Below are 14,398 nucleotides of genomic sequence, written 5' to 3'. Positions count from 1 at the left end.
CTGGTTTGTGGAACGCGGCTGGGGTTAACAGAGGGGTCTCAGCCGCGTTCGTTTTCTTCCGCGAGAAGTTCCTGTCCCACCACGGCGAGCTTCTCCAGCGCCTGCAGCAGAATGTCCTGCTCGGAAGGCGTCAGGCTCTCCATCAGGCGGTTGTGGTAACGCACGGCTTCGGCCAGCAGCTTGCGGTACAGCGCCTTTCCTTTCGGCGTCAGGGACAGGCTGACCCGCCGGCCATCCTCCTCATCGGTCTGGCCGATGACCAACTCCCGCTTCACCAGGCTTGCGATCGTCCGGCTGGCCTGCGCCAGCTGCGTGTCGACTTCTTCCGCAAGGCGCACCAGCGACATGCTTCCATCGGAATAGAGGTTGCCCAGCAGGCGCCACTCCACGGGCGTGATCTCGTACTCGTGGGCATAGAAAAGATACGCCCCCTTGGTGGCAAAGTAGGTTGCCTTCTGCAGGCGATAGGACACCAGGTCTCGAATGCCGATGGCCGCCTTTCCATCGGAAGAGCGTGTGGCACGGCTCCTCGGCTTGGCGGGTTCTGTTGGCTCTGTATCTGGCATGTTGGACTTTTTCTTGCGCACTCTTACCCCCTTCAATGCGACATCAATGGTTGCCGTGGTCGGTCATGCGTGAACCGCACTCTCTCCCGGCATGGTACGGGCAGGGCCTCGCCAGCGGATTGCGCCAAGGATGCATTTGCACTCGCCGGCGCCGCCGTGTAGGCCCTGCCATTGCTACGAAAACAGATGGCATGCAGCCATGTGCTGCGGTGCGACCTCCTTCAACTCGGGTGCCTCCTGCCTGCAACGCTCGCTGGCATGCGGACAACGCGGATGGAAGTGGCAGCCCGACGGCGGTGACAGCGGCGACGGGATTTCGCCCTGCAGCGGAATGAAGGCGCGCTTGCGGGACTCCAGCCGGGGCACGCTGGCCAGCAGGGCCTGCGTGTAGGGATGTGCCGGCTTGTCGTAGAGCTCTTGCGTGGGACAGGACTCGACGATGCGCCCGAGATACATCACCACCACCCGGTCGGCAATATGATGCACCACTCCCAGGTCGTGGCTGATGAACAGATACGTCAGGTTGCGTTGCTGGCGCAGGTCCATGAACAGATTCAGGACCTGTGCCTGCATCGATACATCGAGTGCCGCAACGGATTCGTCGCACACCAGCAGCCTGGGCTGCACCGACAAGGCCCGTGCGATGCCCACGCGGGCGCGCTGGCCTCCCGAGAACTGGTGCGGGAAGCGGCTGACCCAGTCGGCCTCGAGCCCCACCTGCTCGAACAGTTCCTTGACGCGCGCACGCGCCTCGCTGCGTGGCACCATGCCGTGCAGCACTGCGGCCTCGCCCACCGCGCGCCCCACAGGAATGCGCGGGTTCAGCGACGCATACGGGTCCTGGAACACCATCTGGATGTTCAGGGCGCTGCGCAGATGTTCGTCACCCTGCAGGCGATCGATCTCCTTGCCGTCGAAGAAACGATGGCCCGTGTCCGACCGGTGCAGTCCGGCCACGATCCGCCCGAGGGTGGACTTGCCGCAGCCCGACTCGCCGACCAGGCCGACCACCTCCCCCTGCTTCAATTCCAGATCGGTCCTGTGCAGCGCCTGCACCGGTGCTGACGGCGCGCGGCCCAGCAACCTGGATCCCAGGCGGGACACGATGCCCTGCGGACGGGAGAACGATTTGGAAACACCTTGCAGTTGCAGCAACGCAGTCATAGTGAAGCGGCCGGGAGTTCGGCGTCTTGATGGTTGGATAGGGTGAGCAGCTTCGATCCGCGCGGACTGTTCCCGGGGATGGCTCTCATCAGCGCCTGGGTATAGGGGTGCTGGGGACGCTCGATCACATCGTCGGTCAGCCCGACCTCGACCAGCCGGCCCTTCTTCATCACGCCGATGCGGTCCGCGAGTGCGGCCACCACGGCAAGGTCGTGCGTGATCCAGATGAGCGAGGTCCCGGTCTCGCGAACCAGCTTCTGCATCTCGAACAGGATCTGGCTCTGGATCGTCACGTCGAGCGCCGTCGTCGGCTCGTCGGCAATGAACAGGTCCGGCTTGTTCAGAAGGGAGATGGCGATGACCACGCGCTGGCGCATCCCGCCGGACAGTTCATGCGGGTAGCACTTGAGGCGCTGCCCCGGCGACGGGATGCCCACCTTGACCAGCGCGTCATGCGCCTCCTGCAAGGCCTGCTCCTTGCTCACCTTGCGATGCGCCAGGATGGCCTCGGTCATCTGGGTTCCGATGCGCAGAACGGGGTTCAGCGTCATCATCGGATCCTGGAAGATCATCGCGATGCGCCGCCCGCGAATGCTGCGCCAGCCGGCGTGAGGCAGGTTCACCAGTTCCTGGCCGTTCAGCTTGATGCTGCCGCTCGCGATCCGGCCGGGAGGATCGATCAGGCCCATGATGGAGTAGCCGGTCTGCGACTTGCCCGAGCCGGACTCGCCGACCAGACCGAAGATCTCACCCCTCTGCAGGGTGAAGCTCACGCCGTCCACCGCCCGCACGATGCCGTCCTGGGTTGCAAACTGCGTGTGCAGGTCGCGGACTTCGAGCAGGGGCGTGTTGTCTTGATGGGAGATCTGCCTCATTTCTTGAACCTCGGATTCAGGATGTCCCCCAGCTGGTCGGCCACGGTGTTGAGGCTCAATACCGCCACCAGCAGCGCCAGTCCGGGAAAGAAGCTCATCCAGTAGTAGCCGGACAGCAGGTAGGCATAGCCGTTGGACACCAGCAGGCCGAGCGATGGCTCGGTGATCGGAAGCCCCAGGCCCAGGAAGGACAGCGTGGCCTCGAGTCCGATGGAGATGGCCACCTGCACCGTGGCCACGACGATCAGCGGCGACATGCAGTTGGGCAGCACATGCTGGAACATCACGCGTGCGTGCGAGATCTGCAGCCCGCGCGCGGCCTCCACGTATTCGCGCTTGAGCTCGACGATCGCCGAGCTACGCACGGTGCGCGCGTAGAAGGTCCATTGCACCAGCACCAGCGCATAGATGATCTTGTCCACGCCCTTGCCGAAGAGCGCCAGGAAGATCAGCGCGATGAGGATCGACGGGAACGACAGCTGCGCATCGGCCAGGCGCATGATGAAGCTGTCGACCACGCCGCCGGTGTATGCCGCGATCAACCCGAGGATGGTGCCGACCACGAAGGCGATCAGCGTGCAGACCACGCCCACGAACATGCTGATGCGCAGCCCGTAGATGATGGCCGACAGCATGTCCCGCCCCTGCTCGTCGCTTCCCAGCCAGTAGGTGATCTTTCCGTCGAAGGCCGGCGAGCCGGGCGGCAGCCGGGCGTCCATCACGGACAGCTGCTGCAGGTCGTAGGGGTTCTGCGGCGTGATCCAGGGCGCCAGGATGGCGATGACGGCCAGCAGCACGAACACCGCCAGGCCGATGCATGCGATGCGACTCTTCTTGAATTCGCGCCACAGCGCCCATCCGGGCGAGCGCTTGCCGCCTTTCGAGGTCAGGGCGCTGGTTCGCTTGTCGCTTGCCGGGGAGGGCTCCAGCTGGTCGCTGGTGGAGGCGGGATGGATGTTGCGGACGCGCAGGACCTGTTCTGCCACGGCATCTGCATGAGAGGTGGATATCTCGCTCATTGGGAGTCTCCCAGCACGATGCGGGGGTCAAGCACGGAGTAAAGAATGTCGACGATCAGGTTGATCACCAGATACATCACGACAACGAACATCAGGTAACCCAGCACCACGGGGCGGTCCAGGGCGTTGATGGAGTCGATGAGCAGCTTGCCCATGCCGGGCCATCCGAAGATGGTTTCGGTGACCACGGAGAACGCGATGATGCCGCCGAAGTTGATGCCGATGACCGTGATGATCGGGATCAGGATGTTCTTGAGCACATGCACGCACACCACGCGGCGCTCGCTCAGGCCCTTGGCCCTCGCGAACTTCACGTAGTCCAGCAGCATCGCCTCGCGCGTGGAGGAACGCGTGAGGCGGATGATCATCGCCGCGTTGAAGATGGCCAGGTTGAGCGCGGGCAGCAGCAGGTACTTCAGTCCGTCCCAGCTCAGGAAGCTCACCTGCAGGCCCAGGAAGCTCGAGGTCGGGCCGCGCCCGTTGGAGGGCAGCCAGCCGAGCAGCACGGCGAACACCATGATCAGCATGAGGCCCACCCAGAAGGTGGGCAGGCTGAACCCGATGGACGACAGCGTGGTGATCACGCGGCCCGGCAGGCGCTCCGGATAGAGGCCCGCCAACAGACCGAGCGGGAGGCCGACCACGATCGCAATGATCATGGCCGTGACGGCCAGCTCCATCGTCGCGGTCAGGCGGCTGCCGATGAGCTCGGCCACCGGCAGGCCGGTGGCGAACGAGCGTCCCAGGCTGCCCTGCAGCAGCTGGAGGACGAAGTCCCAGTACTGGTGCAGGGGCGAGCGGTCGAGGCCCAGCGCGGCCACCATCTGCGCACGCATTTCCGGTGTCACGCTGTCCGGGATCATCATGGCCGTCGGATCCCCGACGATGAAGATCCCGGCAAACACGACGACGGACATCAGCCACAGGACGACCACGCTTTGGGCGAGCCGTCGAAAGATGAATCCGATCACAAATTACTCGCTTGCTTCAAATGCGTACAGGCGCTCGTCGAAGCGCGGAGTGATGCGCACGCCCTTGCGCGCCGCCCAGGCACCCACGAGCAGCGTGGTGGGCAGGACGCCGGCCTCGTCGTGCAGCACCTTGCTGACCTGCCGGTACAGCTCGGCGCGCTTGGTGTCGTCCACCGACTCCAGGCCTTCGCGCAGCGGCTTCCAGAAGTTGGGCGAGTCGTAGGTCTGGATGTTGATCTTGCGGAACGGATTGTTGGTCGGGTTGCTGAACATGTACTCCAGCGACACGCCCATGTCACCGCCATCGTTGCCGGCGGACATCAGCATCATGCCCAGCTCGAGCTTGTTGGCACGGGTGAACAGCACGCTCGTCGGAATGGATTCGACCTTCACCTTGCAGCCCAGGCGCGACAGCATCTGTCCCACGGCCTGCGCCTGGATGGGCTCTGTCGGATGGTTGTCGTTGCGGGCGTAGAGGGACAGACCGAAGCAGTTCGGATAGCCCGCTTCGGCCATCAGCTTCTTGGCGCCCTCGAGGTCCGGACGCTCTGGCTTGAGATCGGGGTTGTAGCCGAACATGGCGCTGGGAATGGTGTTCTGCGTGGCGACCCCCAGGCCTTCCATGGCGCGGGTGGCGATCGCCTCGCGGTCGATGGCCTTGGAGAAGGCCAGGCGCACGCGCACGTCCTTCATCGGGTTGACGGCAAGCGGCTTGCCCGCCAGGTCGGTGCCCTCCGGCAGGGCATCGGAATACTGGTTCATCACCCAGAACGTCACGCGCGCCGTGGGCTTCTTGTACACGGTCAGGTTCTGGTTGTTCTGGATGCGGGGCAGGTCTGCAGCAGGCGCAGCCGTGATCGCATCCACCTCGCCCGAGAGCAGTGCGGCCGTGCGCGCGGGCGCATTGGGCATGATGCGCAGCGTCGCCTTGTCGAAGCTCGGCTTCTTGCCCCAGTACTTGTCGTTGCGCACCAGTTCCAGGCGGTCGCCGCGCAGGAAGCGCACGAACTTGTAGGGCCCCGTGCCGACCATGCCGCGGCCGGTCTCGAAATCTTCGGGCTTCAGGCCTTCGGTCACCTTCTTGGACACGATGGGTACCGCCGCCAGGTAGTTGGGCAGCACGGCAAGAGAGGTCGTCGTGGTCAGGCGCACGACACCGCTCTGCGGAACCTCTGCCTTGCTGATGTCCTTCAGGAAGCCATTGAGCGTCGCCGGTGAGCTGGTCAGCGTGGCGGGGCGCGCGAGCGAATAGACGACATCCTCGGCCGTCAGCGGGGAACCATCCTGGAAGACCACGCCCTTGCGCAGGCGGAACTCCCAGGTGCGCGCGTCCACACGGCTCCACGACTCCGCCAGCGACGGCTGCAGGCGTCCCTCCGGATCGAGCTCGGTCAACGAATCGAACATGTGCTTGGCGGCCGTCAGGTTGCCCGGGAGATTGGCGAACTGCGGGTCCATGGAAGTGATGTCCGTCGCCTGCGCGATCTTGATCTCGGCGGCATGGGCGGGCGTCATTCCGATGAGGGTGGTGCTGACGATGCCAGCAAGGATGGTCGGGATTCGTTTCATGGCAAAAGTCTCCGTATGGTTCGAGTTGAAAGGGCCAAAAATCCGTGAATTCGCTGTCGAAAATTTACTTGACATAATCAATTACAGTCAACAGAATTCTATGGAATCGAATGACAAAGTCAATTAATTCGAATTGGTGTAAACGCGAATATCAAACCTCAAATTCAAGGAGATGAAACAATGGAAATGACCGGCGGACAGGCCCTGGCGCGACAGCTGGTGGCGGAAGGCGTGAGCGATCTTTTTGGCATTCCGGGCGTGCAGCTCGACTGGGCGACCGATGCGCTGCTCGACGTCGAGAAGGACCTGCGCTATGTGACCCCTCGCCATGAGCAGGCCACCTCGTACATGGCCGACGGCTATGCACGCACGAGCGGCAAGGAGGGCGTGTGCATGGTGGTGCCCGGCCCCGGCCTGCTCAACGCCATGGCCGGCCTCTCCACGGCCTATGCATGCAACTCCCCGGTGCTGTGCATCACCGGCCAGATCCCTTCACACCAGATCGGCCAGGGCCTCGGCATGCTGCATGAGGTGCCCGGACAGTCGCAGCTGCTGAACTCGGTGACCAAGTGGAATCGCCTGGCCCGCACGCCGCAGGAGATTCCGTCCCTGGTCCACCAGGCCTTCGAGCAGCTGCGCTCCGGCCGTCCCCAGCCGGTGGCGCTGGAGATCCCGCCCGACGTGCTGCAGGCACGCGCCGATGTGCAGCTGCTGGGTGCGGCGGCCGCCAGCCCGGCCGCCATAGAAGACAAGAAGGGCATCGAGAAGGCAGCCGAGCTGCTGCGCAAGGCCCGCTTCCCGGTGATCTACGCGGGTGGCGGTGTCCTGGCCGCGCGTGCGGCGGATGCGCTGCGCCAACTGGCGGAAACGCTGCAGGCCCCGGTGGTCATGAGCGACAACGCGCGCGGCGCGCTGTCCAGCCGCCATCCGCTGGCACTTCCGCACCTGGGCGGCCGCTGTGTGTTCCCCCATGCGGACGTGGTGCTGGTGATCGGCAGCCGCTTTGTCGACGGCATCGGGCGCCCCACCCACGCGTCGGACAAGACCCAGTTCATCTACCTGAACGTGGAGGCCCGCGACATGACGACGCCACGTGCGAGCGGCTTGGCGATCGAGGGTGACGCCCGCCTCGGCTGCCTGGCCCTGCTGGAGCGGGTCGAAGGCCTCAAGGCCCCCTCCCGCTCCACCGAAGTCTCCCAGGTGAAGGCCTGGTGCGACGAGCAGATCGCCTTCATCCAGCCCCAGCTGTCCTACGTGCAGGCGCTGCGCGATGCGATCCCGGAGGACGGCATCCTGGTGAACGAGCTGACGCAGATCGGCTACGCCTCGACGTTCTCCTACCCGGTGTACTCGCCGCGCACGTTCATCACGCCCGGCTACCAGGGCACGCTGGGCTATGGCTTCGCCACGGGCCTTGGCGTGGCGCTCGGCAACCCGGACAAGGCGGTCGTGTCCATCAACGGAGACGGCGGCTTCGGCTGGAACCTGCAGGAACTCGCCACCGCGGCCAAGTACCGCGCCAACCTGGTCACCGTGGTGTTCGCGGATGGAGCCTTCGGCAACGTCAAGCGCATCCAGAGCAATGTGTTCAAGCGCGAGATCGGCACCAACCTGCACAACCCCGACTTCCTCAAGCTCGCCGACGCATTCGGCCTGAATGGCGTGCGCGTGGATTCCCCGGACGGCCTGGGCAGCGCGGTGAAATCCGCGCTCAAGGCCGGCGGCCCGACGCTGATCGAGGTACAGGTGCAGGCCATGCCCGGCCCGTGGCACCTGATCCATACCTTCTCGAAGGCCCCGCGCGTGGCCCCCCGAACCCGCTGGGCGAAGTCTGAAGGACGGCCATGAAACAGCAAGACGCGATTTATGTCGACGGTGAATGGATTCGCTCCTCCGGAACCGAATTCATTCCCGTCGTGAATCCGGCCTCGGAAGAGGTGATCGGCCACGCCCCCGCGGGCAGTCCCGCGGATGTGGACCGTGCGGTGGCGGCAGCCCGGCGCGCCTTCGCGGGCTGGGCCGCGACCCCGGTGGCCGAGCGCATCGCGGCGGTGGACCGCGTACGTGAAGGCGTGCTGCGCCGCTCCGAGGAGCTGGCGCTGCTGGTGACGTCGCAGATGGGATCGCCACTCGCGTTCTCCCGCCTTGCGCAACTGGGCCTGCCCGTCAAGAACCTCAACATCGCGGCCCGCGCAATGGAAACGCTCGCGCTCGAGGAGGTCATTGGCGACACGCTGGTGGTCAGGGAGCCCGTGGGCGTGGTCAGTGCGATCACACCCTGGAACTTCCCTCTGCATCAGATCACTGCCAAGGTCGCGCCGGCCCTGGTGGCCGGCTGCACCGTCGTGCTCAAGCCCAGCGAGATCACGCCCCTTGACGCCTGCGTGTTCGCGGAAATCGTCCATGAAGCAGGCCTGCCCGCCGGTGTCTTCAACCTGGTGCTGGGAACCGGCCTGAACGTGGGCGAGGCCATGGTCCGGCATCCCGATGTGGACATGGTCAGCTTCACGGGCTCCACGCGCGCCGGGCAGCGGGTGGCGGAAGCCGCCGCCGCGACGCTCAAGAAGGTGGCGCTGGAGCTCGGCGGCAAGTCGGCCAACATCGTGCTGGATGACGTCGACCTGGGCAGCATCGTCGCCACCGTGGTCAAGCAGGGCTATGCGAACTCCGGCCAGGCCTGCGCCTGCCTGTCGCGCGTGCTCGTCCCCCGCTCCCGCCAGGGCGAGATGGAGCAGCAGATCGCCCTGGCCGCACAGGCCTGGACGGTCGGCGATCCGCACGACCCGGCCACGAAGCTCGGGCCCGTGGCATCCCTGCTGCAGCAGCAGCGGGTGCGCGGTTTCATCGAGTCCGGCGTGCAACAGGGTGCACGGCTGCTTCTGGGAGGTTCAGGGCAGCCCGAGGGCATGGCGCGCGGTGCCTACGTGCGGCCCACGGTCTTCACCGATGTGCGGCCCGAGATGCTCATCGCGCGCGAGGAAATCTTCGGCCCGGTGCTGTCCATCATTCCGTACGACGACGTGGACGACGCGGTGCGCATCGCCAACGACAGCGACTACGGCCTGTCGGGCGGCGTCTGGTCCGCCGATCGCGCACGGGCGCAGGCCACGGCGCGTCGCATCCGCACGGGCCAGGTGGTGATCAACGGCGCGCCGTTGAACCTCGAGGCCCCGTTCGGGGCTACAAGATGTCCGGCCTGGGCCGAGAATACGGCCGCTACGGACTGGAAGAATTTTTCGAAGTGAAGTCGCTCCAGGGCGCTATGTGAGGTATTGCTATGAGTACAGTCAGCACGAATTTGACCCCCGCCGATGTCGCACCCGAGTACATCCGCGGACTGCCCCCCTATGTGCCGGGAAAGCCTTCGTCGGAGGTGCGGCGCGAACAGGGCGTTGACAGCATCACGAAACTGGCCTCCAACGAGAACCCGCTGGGCGCAAGCCCCAAGGCCATCGCGGCCGTCAGCGCCGTCATGCAGGGGATGGCCATCTACCCGGACCCCACGGGCTATGACCTGAAGATGGCGCTGTGCAACCGGTACGGCGTGCAGCCCGAGCAGATCGTGCTGGGCAACGGCTCCAGCGAACTGCTGGATCTGTGCGCACGCGCGTTCCTGGTGAATGGCAGCGAAGCCGTCTATTCACAGTATTCGTTCATCGCCTACCCCGTGGCGGTGAAGTGCGTGGGCGCCACGGGCGTCAGCGTTCCCGCCATGGACTACGGCCACGACCTGGACCGGATGGCCGCGGCCATCACGGAGCGCACACGCCTGGTGTTCGTCGCCAACCCCAACAACCCCACGGGCACGTTGCTCACCGAAGCGCAGATCCGCGGCTTCATGACCCAGGTTCCCCAGCACGTGCTCGTGATCCTGGACGAGGCCTACACCGAGTATCTGCCCCCTGAAAAGCGCATGGATTCCATGGCGCTGCAGCACGAGTTCCCGAACATGGTGGTGCTGCGTACCTTCTCCAAGGCCTATGGCCTCGCGGGCGTGCGCGTGGGCTTTGCCGTCGCGCATCCTTCCGTGGCCGACCTGCTCAACCGCACGCGCCTGGTGTTCAACGTGAATGCACTGGCACAGGCTGCCGCAGTAGCCGCCCTCGGCGACGACGAGTTCGTCGCCCGGACCTACGAGACCAACCGCGCGGGACAGCAGCAGCTGACGGCGGCTTTCGAGCGCATGGGCCTGCCCTATGTGCCTTCGTATGCCAACTTCGTGCTGGTCGATTTCAGCGGGGCCAACCTGCCTGCCGGCGAGATCAACAAGCAGCTGCTGTCGCGCGGGATCATCGTGCGCCCGGTCGCGCCCTACGGGCTGGCACAGCATCTGCGCATGACGGTGGGCCTGCCCGAGGAAAACGACATCCTGATCTCGGCCCTGGAAGAGATCCTGAAGAAGTGAAGCACGGTTAACTCCGTGAAAGACCAAGGCTCGGGCCGGCCGCCGCATGGCGTGCCAGCCTGACGCCTTGGCGGGATATCACGCGGCGGATGGCGGGTCTTCGAGGAAGTTGCCGGCATCGAAGAACACCGGCGCCGCATCGGGATCGAAGTCGGTGCCCGCCGGATTCTCTCCCCGTTCCATCGCCTCCAGCTGCCTGCGCAGATAACGGCGCAGCATGGCGACGCCACGGTCGCTGCTCGCCAGATGCTCTTCCGAATGATGGGCGATCCTGCCCTGGCTGACCATGGCCTCGTAGTCGCCCGGCGACTGCCGGTGTTCCTCCTCGGTGAGTTCCTCCCACAGCTTGCCGTTCTGGCGCGAGCGCATCTGCGCCAGTTCCCCCGGTGCCTTCACGCGACCCACCACATAGATGCGAAAGTGATGATCGTCGATCGGCAGGATCCAGCCCAGCGATTCCACGCGGCCGTACTTGCCCACGCGCGGACTGGGAATCACGCGCAGGGTGGGCACCGCCGCCTGGCTGACGCGCCGGAAGATCCTGCCGTCCGGCATTTCCCGGATGGAAACGGCCTTCACGCCGAGCTCCGTCGTCTCCCAGGTCACCTGGGGCATGAGCGCCATGGCGTCCACGAACTGCGTTCCGCTGAAGGTCGAGTGCAGGACGATCACATGGAACTGGTCGACAAGATTCTCGTAGTGCTGCAGCCAGTTGCAGTCGATGATCTGCGGCCCGCCGCCTCCGATGCTGCGGTCGTTGCACTCCAGCATTTCGCCGGCGTCGAGGGATTCGAGGCATTCATAGCGCGACAGCACCGGCTTCCTGTCCGGCGGTCCCATGTAGGCCCAGATCAGTCCGTAGAGCTCCTGCACCGGATACCACGGTTGGCGGATGCGTTCGCGCGCGTGGCCGCCGCCCCCGGGCTCGCAGGGCTGCTCAAGGCAATGGCCCTGCACGTCGAACAGCCAGCCGTGATAGCAGCAACGGATGCCGCGCTCCTCCACCTTGCCGTAGTACAGCGACGCACCGCGATGCGCGCAGTGCGGATGCAGCAGTCCCGCGCGGCCCGCCTGGTCGCGAAACAGGATCAGGTCCTCCCCCAGCACGCGCACCTTGCGAGGGGTACCGGTGGCATCGGACGCGAGGCCGACCGGATGCCAGTAGCGCCGCAGCAACTCGCCCATGGGCGTGCCGGCGCCCACCTCCGTCAGTTCCTTGCGATAGGTCGGCACCGGCCTTCCATAGGCCGTTCCGGTGTCCGGACTTGCGGCAGCGATGGGGATGGTACGCATGGTCATGGGGTCTCCTGTCTTCTATCCTTCGATGGCACGACGGCATGCCGTGCATGCACCGAGAATAGAAGCGGCCCATGCCGATCGCCAGCCGAACGTTTCAATATCAGATATGCCTCCCACCGATATCCGTCACCTGGACATCGGCATGCTGCGCACGTTCGATGCGCTGCTTGCCGAGCGCAGCGTGTCCCGCGCCGCGGAGCGGCTGTTCCTGAGCCAGTCGGCGGTGAGCTCGACGCTCAGGCGCCTGCGCGATGCATTCGGCGATCCCTTGTTCACGCGCATGGCCCATGGGGTCGAGCCGACGGCCCGGGCCCACGCGCTGGCTCCGCATGTCAGGGCCGCCCTGTCGGAGATCGGCAAGCTGCTGACGGCGGGGCGCGATTTCGATCCCGCACAGTCCGACCGCATCTTCCGCATCCACGGCAGCGACAACATGGGCGCTCGCGTGTTGCCCCTGTTGTGCAAGGAGCTCGCGGCCATGCAGTCGGGCATCCGCATCCTGTGGGAGCCCGCTGATCACCGCACCTGCGACGCGCTGCTGCGCGGAGATGCGGATATGGGCCTCCTGCCGCGCTTCACGCCGCCCGAGGGCCTGCTAACCGAAGTGCTGCATGAGGGCCGCCACGTGCTGGTGGCGCGTCCGGGCCTGTTGAGCGGACCGGTGACCCTGAATCAGTTTTGCGCGGCGCCCCAGGTCGTCCTCGGATACGGGCGCTCAACGATCGAAGACCTTGTGGACCAGGTCGTCGCACGCGCACGGCTGCGGCGCTACCCGCAGGTCGCGCTCACGAGCTTCGCGCAGATCGCGGCCCTGCTGGAGCAGAGCGACCACATCGCCATCTTTCCCGAAGGCGTCGCGAGGGCCTACGCCGCCCGGCTGGCCGTCCATGCGCTGCCGTTCGAGCTGCCGCGCTACCAGCTGCATCTGTGCTCCAGCCTGCGCTCGGAGGCAGACCCGGCCCTGCAGTGGCTGCGTTCGCAATGCAGGCAGGTGCTGCGGTGCCCCGGGGATGCGGATCCGCTGGAGCTGCCGGGCCGCAGTTGAATTTCGCCAGTCGCAACAAAGGGCCTGTCCGCCTGCCGGGCTCGCCCTATGGCTCCTTCGGCCCGCGCCCCGTATCGTTGCGGCCAGCATCCACAATCCGGAGAGCCCGGGCTGCGGAAACCACGAAGGCCCTGTTTCCTTGCACGAAACATTCCAGCGAAAGCGGCCTTCCTACCCCTTGGCAGGCAGATAGGTACATACATGAAATTGCTGACGTTTGTGTCCCCGCGCGGAGAGCGCCTGGGCGCTTTGACCGCTGCGGGACACGTAGTGGATATTCAGGACCTGGCGCAGGCCGCAGGTGCAGCGCATGCAGCGGACATGGGCTCCATGCTGCAGTTGCTGCGAGGCGGTCAGGCGGCACTTGATGAGGTGCGCGCCCTGATCGGCAACGCACCCGCCGACGCGGGCGAGCCTCTTTCCCAAGTCCGGTTGATGGCCCCGCTGCCGCTGCCCGAGCAGATCAGGGACTTCGCCAACTATGAGCTGCACGTCAAGCAGGCGCTGCGCTCGTCCATGCGCATGCGCGCATCGGCAGCGGCGGACCCTGCGAAGGAAGAGGAAAAACTGCAGGCCAGCGGCATCTTCACCATTCCACCGGTCTGGTACGAGCGCCCGCTGTACTACAAGGCCAACCGTTTCAGCGTGGTGGGCCACGATGCAGACGTGATCTGGCCGCACTTCTCCAACCGCATGGACTACGAGATGGAGCTGGCCGTCATCATCGGCAAGAAGGTCAAGAACGCCACGGTCGAGGAGGCCATGGATGCCGTGTTCGGCTACACCATCTTCAACGACTTCAGCGCGCGCGACACGCAATCCCAGGAGGTGTCGTTCCGCATGGGCCCGGCCAAGGGCAAGGATTTCGACACCGGCAATGCCCTGGGTCCGTGGATCGTCACACGCGATGAAATTGCAGACCCCTACAGCCTCGGCATGCGCGTGCGCGTCAACGGCGAGGAGCGCAGCCGCTCGGTCTCGGGCGGCATGCAGCACGACATCGCGCGCAGCATCAGCTTTCTCTCGCAGTCCGAGACCCTCTATCCGGGCGAGGTGCTGGCGATGGGCACCGTGGGCAATGGCTGCGGCTACGAATCGCTCACCTTCCTCAACGCAGGCGACGTCGTCGAGATCGAGGTGGATGGCATAGGCACGCTGCGCAACCGCCTGGTCAGGCACTGACTACACGGCTCCTTCCCACCCAAACAAAAGGCCATGCCCCGGGGCATGGCCTTTTGCGTGGGTTCTTCGCGGAATACCGGGTTCTATAGGTCGTGTGACGAATGGGCACACCGTGCTCGCGGTGAGAGTCTTCGTATGAAGGTGCTGAGATGGCCCCTCATACTTTGTTGCAAAGGCTTGCCGTACGCTTGTACTGTCAGCGCCTTTGCGTCGCGTCTGAGGGGCCGTCTCAGCATTGTGGCGAACAGTTCATACAGGGCGCGCGCTGCGCAGGCTGTCGTTTGGAAAGCCTCGCGCTCATAC

Annotated in this window: 11 protein-coding genes and 1 pseudogene; 5 read left to right on the top strand and 7 right to left on the bottom strand. The window is 65.3% G+C overall.

Translation table 11 applies throughout. The annotated features are described in order from the left end of the window. Window positions 1-38: 38 nt before the first annotated feature. From H9K76_RS01340 to H9K76_RS01315, 6 genes are all read right to left on the bottom strand, one after another. On the bottom strand, window positions 39-566 hold the full coding sequence (locus H9K76_RS01340; RefSeq protein ID WP_187597822.1) for a MarR family winged helix-turn-helix transcriptional regulator: 528 nt from the start codon (window positions 564-566) through the stop codon (window positions 39-41). A gap of 174 nt (window positions 567-740) precedes the next feature. After that, window positions 741-1,787 carry an ABC transporter ATP-binding protein gene (locus H9K76_RS01335; protein ID WP_425489717.1) on the bottom strand — a complete coding sequence of 349 codons (1,047 nt, stop codon included), beginning with the start codon at window positions 1,785-1,787 and terminating at the stop codon, window positions 741-743. Further along, on the bottom strand, window positions 1,727-2,605 hold the full coding sequence (locus H9K76_RS01330; protein ID WP_187597820.1) for an ABC transporter ATP-binding protein: 879 nt from the start codon (window positions 2,603-2,605) through the stop codon (window positions 1,727-1,729). The genes H9K76_RS01335 and H9K76_RS01330 overlap by 61 nt, the downstream gene beginning before the upstream one ends. After that, window positions 2,602-3,624 (bottom strand): ABC transporter permease, encoded by a 1,023-nt coding sequence (locus H9K76_RS01325; RefSeq protein WP_187597819.1) that lies wholly within the window; start codon window positions 3,622-3,624, stop codon window positions 2,602-2,604. The genes H9K76_RS01330 and H9K76_RS01325 overlap by 4 nt, the downstream gene beginning before the upstream one ends. Further along, complete coding sequence (locus H9K76_RS01320) at window positions 3,621-4,595, bottom strand: ABC transporter permease (protein WP_187597818.1); 975 nt, start codon at window positions 4,593-4,595, stop codon at window positions 3,621-3,623. The genes H9K76_RS01325 and H9K76_RS01320 overlap by 4 nt, the downstream gene beginning before the upstream one ends. Window positions 4,596-4,598: 3 nt before the next feature. Next, the gene (locus tag H9K76_RS01315) at window positions 4,599-6,164 is read right to left on the bottom strand and encodes an ABC transporter substrate-binding protein (protein WP_187597817.1); all 1,566 of its coding nucleotides are present in this window, start codon (window positions 6,162-6,164) and stop codon (window positions 4,599-4,601) included. Window positions 6,165-6,344: 180 nt separating this feature from the next. Between H9K76_RS01315 and H9K76_RS01310 the strand changes: the two genes are divergently transcribed. From H9K76_RS01310 to hisC, 3 genes and pseudogenes are all read left to right on the top strand, one after another. After that, entirely contained in the window at window positions 6,345-8,012 is a 1,668-nt protein-coding gene (locus H9K76_RS01310; protein ID WP_223196271.1) for a thiamine pyrophosphate-dependent enzyme, read from the top strand. Continuing rightward, window positions 8,009-9,432 (top strand): annotated as a pseudogene (locus H9K76_RS01305) (aldehyde dehydrogenase family protein). The gene H9K76_RS01310 and the pseudogene H9K76_RS01305 overlap by 4 nt, the downstream one beginning before the upstream one ends. Before the next feature lie 9 nt (window positions 9,433-9,441). Further along, a complete protein-coding gene (hisC, locus tag H9K76_RS01300) occupies window positions 9,442-10,569 on the top strand; it encodes a histidinol-phosphate transaminase (RefSeq protein ID WP_223196270.1) in 1,128 nt (375 codons plus the stop codon). A gap of 78 nt (window positions 10,570-10,647) precedes the next feature. Here the strand turns inward: hisC and H9K76_RS01295 are convergent, their stop codons facing one another. Continuing rightward, the gene (locus H9K76_RS01295; protein WP_187597816.1) at window positions 10,648-11,868 is read right to left on the bottom strand and encodes an aromatic ring-hydroxylating dioxygenase subunit alpha; all 1,221 of its coding nucleotides are present in this window, start codon (window positions 11,866-11,868) and stop codon (window positions 10,648-10,650) included. A gap of 106 nt (window positions 11,869-11,974) precedes the next feature. Here H9K76_RS01295 and H9K76_RS01290 point away from each other — a divergent pair, with 106 nt between their 5' ends. Both H9K76_RS01290 and H9K76_RS01285 read left to right on the top strand, forming a co-directional pair. Further along, window positions 11,975-12,913, top strand: coding sequence for a LysR family transcriptional regulator (locus tag H9K76_RS01290; protein WP_187597815.1), 939 nt, complete (start codon window positions 11,975-11,977; stop codon window positions 12,911-12,913). A 201-nt stretch (window positions 12,914-13,114) separates the two neighbouring features. Next, window positions 13,115-14,095 (top strand): fumarylacetoacetate hydrolase family protein, encoded by a 981-nt coding sequence (locus tag H9K76_RS01285; protein ID WP_187597814.1) that lies wholly within the window; start codon window positions 13,115-13,117, stop codon window positions 14,093-14,095. The last annotated feature ends 303 nt before the right edge of the window (window positions 14,096-14,398 follow it).

Origin of the sequence: Diaphorobacter ruginosibacter (assembly GCF_014395975.1) — a bacterium.
GTDB classification, from domain to species: Bacteria; Pseudomonadota; Gammaproteobacteria; order Burkholderiales; family Burkholderiaceae_C; genus Diaphorobacter_A; species Diaphorobacter_A ruginosibacter.
This window is presented reverse-complemented; position numbering and strand designations above follow the sequence as displayed.